Below are 4,083 nucleotides of genomic sequence, written 5' to 3' on the forward strand. Positions count from 1 at the left end.
TCAGAAAAAATCTCTTTGTTTTTGCCGTTCTGTTTTTGCCGCGGGATTTCCGGTTCTGCGGGGCTTCCTAAAAAGAAAGGGAGTCTCTGCTCCCTTTCGTCTTCCATCAGGCTGCCCTGCCCGCAGGCTCTTTATTCGCTGTCAGCTTTTTTGTTTCCGACGCTCTTCCGGGAAGCGGTCTTTCCGGACTTTTTGGCCGCCGGAGTCTTGCCGGTGCTTTTAGCGCTGGTTTTTCTGCCGGAGGATTTGGCCGGGGTCTTTTCCGCAGCCTTATCGGAGGTCTCTTTTCCGTCATCAGGGGCAGCGGCCTTAGCTGCTTTTGCGGCCGGCTTTTTCTTCTTTTCCGGAAGAGTGGCGTACTTGTCGGAAAATAGGATATCGGCCACGTCCTGATAAACATCGGCATAGAAGAACTCCACGCCGTCCCGGACGTATTCCGGCAGATCCTCCACGTCAGCCATGTTGGCCTTCGGCACAATCAGGCGGTAAATGCCAATGCGCTTGGCGGCAATGACCTTTTCTCTCACTCCGCCGATAGCCAGCACGCTGCCGGTAAGGGAAATCTCGCCCGTCATGGCAAAGCCCGGATTGGGAGCCCGGTTCAGGGCCAGACTGAGATAGGCGCTGGCCATGGTCACGCCGGCAGAGGGGCCGTCCTTGGGAGTGGCGCCCTCAGGCACGTGGAGATGCACCAGAGCTTTTTCAAAGAAGTTCGGATCAGTATTGGGAGCCAGCTCCTTCAGATGAGAAATCACATAGCTCAGGGAAATCTCCGCGGATTCCTTCATGACCTGCCCCAGATTGCCGGTAAGCTTGAAGCCCCGAGCGGAGTTATCCACAATCTCGGCCTCAATGGGGAGAGTGGCGCCGCCGGCAGAGGTCCAGGCCAGCCCGGTGACCACCCCCACGCCGGAAATGGTCTTTTCCCGGGTAAAGGGAGCCACGCCGAGATAGCCCTTGATGTCTTCGGGGTTCACGGTGACGCTCTTAATGGATTCATCCTCCAGGAACTTGGTCACCGCCTTGCGGGAGATCTTTGCAATGGCTTTCTCCAGGCTTCTGACTCCGGCCTCCCGGGCATATTCGTCCACAATCTTTCTTAAGGCAGTGTCCTTGATCTTTATCTTGTTCTTGGCCACGCCGTCCTTCTTGAAGATCTTGGGGATAAGATGCTTCTTGGCGATCTGCATCTTTTCTTCAGCCAGATAGCCGGAAAGAGTGATGGCATCCAGACGATCCAGGAGCGGAGCGGGAATGCCGTCAATGGAATTGGCCGTGCAGATAAAGAGACATTTGGAAAGATCCAGTCGCAGATCCAGGTAATTGTCCAGAAAACCGCTGTTCTGCTCCGGATCCAGGGTTTCCAGAAGCGTGCTGGCCGGATCCCCTCTGAAGCTGTCATGGGAAAGCTTGTCGATTTCGTCCAGCATGATTACCGGATTCATTACCTGAGCCTCCCGAAGGGCCTGCACCATGCGGCCCGGCAGAGCGCCCACATAGGTGCGGCGATGGCCCTTGATTTCAGCCTCGTCCCGCATGCCGCCAAGACTGAGTCTGAAGAACGGCCGGTTAAGAGCCCGGGCAATGGACTTGCCGATGGAGGTTTTGCCGACTCCCGGAGGTCCGACAAAAAGCAGGATGGCGCCGTTGGATTCGTCTCCGGAAAGTCCGGGAATCTTCTTTTCGTTTTCCTGCTTGTCAGCGGTCTCGCCGCCCTGATTTTCAGAGGCGTTTCCGGCAGTGTCAGCGGTGTTTTCCGCAGGAGTCTCCGGAGCCTCTTTCTCCTTTTCCTGAGCCTCGGAAACCACGGCATCAGGAGCCGGAGCATTCTTAGCCTTGCCCTTCTTGCCGCCGGCTTTGGCGCTGTCCTGTTCGGCCTTCTTTGCTGCCTCGGCAGCCTCGGCCTCCTTGTTCCGGAGCTTAAAGGCTCCCACAGCCAGATATTCCAGAATGCGATCCTTGACGTCCTTGAGCCCCTCGTGATCCTCTTCCAGAATCTTCCTGGCCCGGGCATAGTCAAAGTTCTGATCGGCATAGACGCCCCAGGGAATGCTGGTCAGCCAGGTGAGATAATCCCGGCAGACAGCGTACTCGGCGCTGACGGGCTCCAGCACGGACAGGCGGTTCAGCTCATCGTTAAATTTCTTCAAAACCTGCTCCGGCGGATTGAGCTCGGCCATCTTCTCCTTGAACCGATTGACATCCGCGGTCTTGTCATCAACGGTGATGCCCAGCTCCTTCTGAATTTCCCGGAGCTGTTCCTTGAGAAAGAATTCCTTCTGTCTGTCCGTAAGCTTCTGAGCCACGGTATCCTTGATATTCTTCTGGAGCTTGGCGATCTCCACCTCATTCTTCAGAAGAGTGAGGGAAAGCTTCATCCGCGGCAGGAGATCCACGGTCTCTAGCACATTCTGGAGCTGTTCCGCTTCCGATGTGGTGATGGAGGCGGCGCAGTCGGCCAGCATGGAGGGATCGTTGGGATTGAAACGGGTAAGATACTGCTTAAGCTCTTCAAAGTAGAGCGGGTTTAACGGCATGAGCTCCTTCAGGGTGGCCAGAATCGACATGGCATAGGCCTTGATTTCGATGCCCTCGGGAGACATGGTTACCGGCACCTTGCACTCCGGATATTCAATATCGCCCTCAATGCAGCCGTCCACCGTGCGCAGCTTAGTAACCCGGCCCCGGGCCACGCCCTGAGCGATAAACTGGAGCTCATCGCTTACCCGGGCCTGAATTACCCGCACCAGGCAGCCCATCTTCATGAAATCCGCTTCCCGGAGATCGCTTTCCAGACGTCCTTCGGGCACGGCCACCAGAAGCACCATTTTGGAGGGGCTGTCTAATGTTTTACGGAGGGCTTTTTCCCATCTGGGAGCCAGCTGCACCGGTATTACCTGACTGGGCATGAAGGGCCGGCCGAACACCGGAAGCACGCACAGCACCGGCGGCCGTTCCTTTTCCGGAACTGACAGGTCTCTTTTATGCTGTCCGGACTTTTCATCCGCGCTGTTTTTAACGTCTGCGGCGTTATCTCCGCCGTTTTTGTTTTCGTTATTGCTGTTCCCGTTGTTATCGTTGCCGTTGTTATCAGACATTCTGGAATCTCCTGCTTCTAATTGCTTCTACACTAAATACGGCTTAACGCGGCTTTTTTCAAGGGTGAAGCCGCAAAAATTACCGTGATAACATATTTCCGGCGTAATGCCTGCCATATCTTCCGGCACATGCAAGGCCTGCCGCCAGTGTCTGCCCCTCCGGCTCTTCCGGCGGCGGATTTTTCGGATAATTCCGCCCGTTCAGCATTTTTTGCTCCGGGTATCTGCTACAATCTCCCCGGTAACACAGGAAAAAGCTCCTTTTTTGAACCGGAGATCCCATGAGCGGCTACAACAACAATCAGGACAGCGGATGCGGGTGCGGCTGCGGCGGGATCCTTCTTCTCGTAATCGTGTTCGCCCTCTTTCCCCCCGGCTTCGGACTGTTTGTTCTGGGAACTATGATCATTCTCGCAATCATCGGTATTGTTAAGAACGCCAAAATCACCAGAAGCTCCTACTCATCATACGGCGGGTACGGCAGTCAGGGCGAAAGCGCCTTTGATGCCGATGACACCACCATTACCTGCGCCATCATGCGTCTGGTGGGATATGTGGCCCGGGGCAACGCCGTAATCACCAAGAATGAAATCAACACCGCGGAGGCCATAATCGCCAGGCTCGGCCCCGAACACCGGCAAACCTTTATTCAGGCCTTCCAGACCGGAAAAAGCAAGGACTACTCTCCTGATGAAGATCTGCGCCTCATTTATTCCGTGCACGGCAATAACCACAGCGCCTGTTTAACTGTAATTGCCTATCTGGTGTTAATCGCCCTGGCAAACGGGAATATCAGCCCGGAGGAAAACCGGCGCATTTGCGTAGTGGCTGACGGCCTGGGGGTATCCCGCAGCGAGGTTCAGGATCTTATCCGGGAAATGGGCGGCTACCGCCAAAACGGCGGCCAGCGCGGCGGGAGCTCCTATGGCGGGTACGACTCCTCATCATCAGATTACGAGAGCGCACTCAGACTTCTGGGAGTTTC

Annotated in this window: 2 protein-coding genes; one reads left to right on the plus strand and one right to left on the minus strand. The window is 55.7% G+C overall.

The annotated features are described in order from the left end of the window. Nucleotides 1–131: 131 nt before the first annotated feature. The gene (gene lon, locus ACJROR_RS01220; RefSeq protein WP_406545511.1) at nt 132–3,098 is read right to left on the minus strand and encodes an endopeptidase La; all 2,967 of its coding nucleotides are present in this window, start codon (nt 3,096–3,098) and stop codon (nt 132–134) included. 281 nt (nt 3,099–3,379) lie between these two features. Here lon and ACJROR_RS01225 point away from each other — a divergent pair. Then, the coding region (locus ACJROR_RS01225) for a TerB family tellurite resistance protein (RefSeq protein WP_406545512.1) at nt 3,380–4,083 on the plus strand (704 nt) is incomplete at its 3' end.

The organism is Succinimonas sp. (assembly GCF_045225735.1).
Taxonomy (GTDB): Bacteria; Pseudomonadota; Gammaproteobacteria; order Enterobacterales; family Succinivibrionaceae; genus Succinimonas.

Coding starts and splice junctions, on each gene's coding strand:
- lon (WP_406545511.1), bottom strand. CDS start 3,098: ATGTCTGATAACAACGGCAACGATAACAACGGGAACAGCAATAACGAA.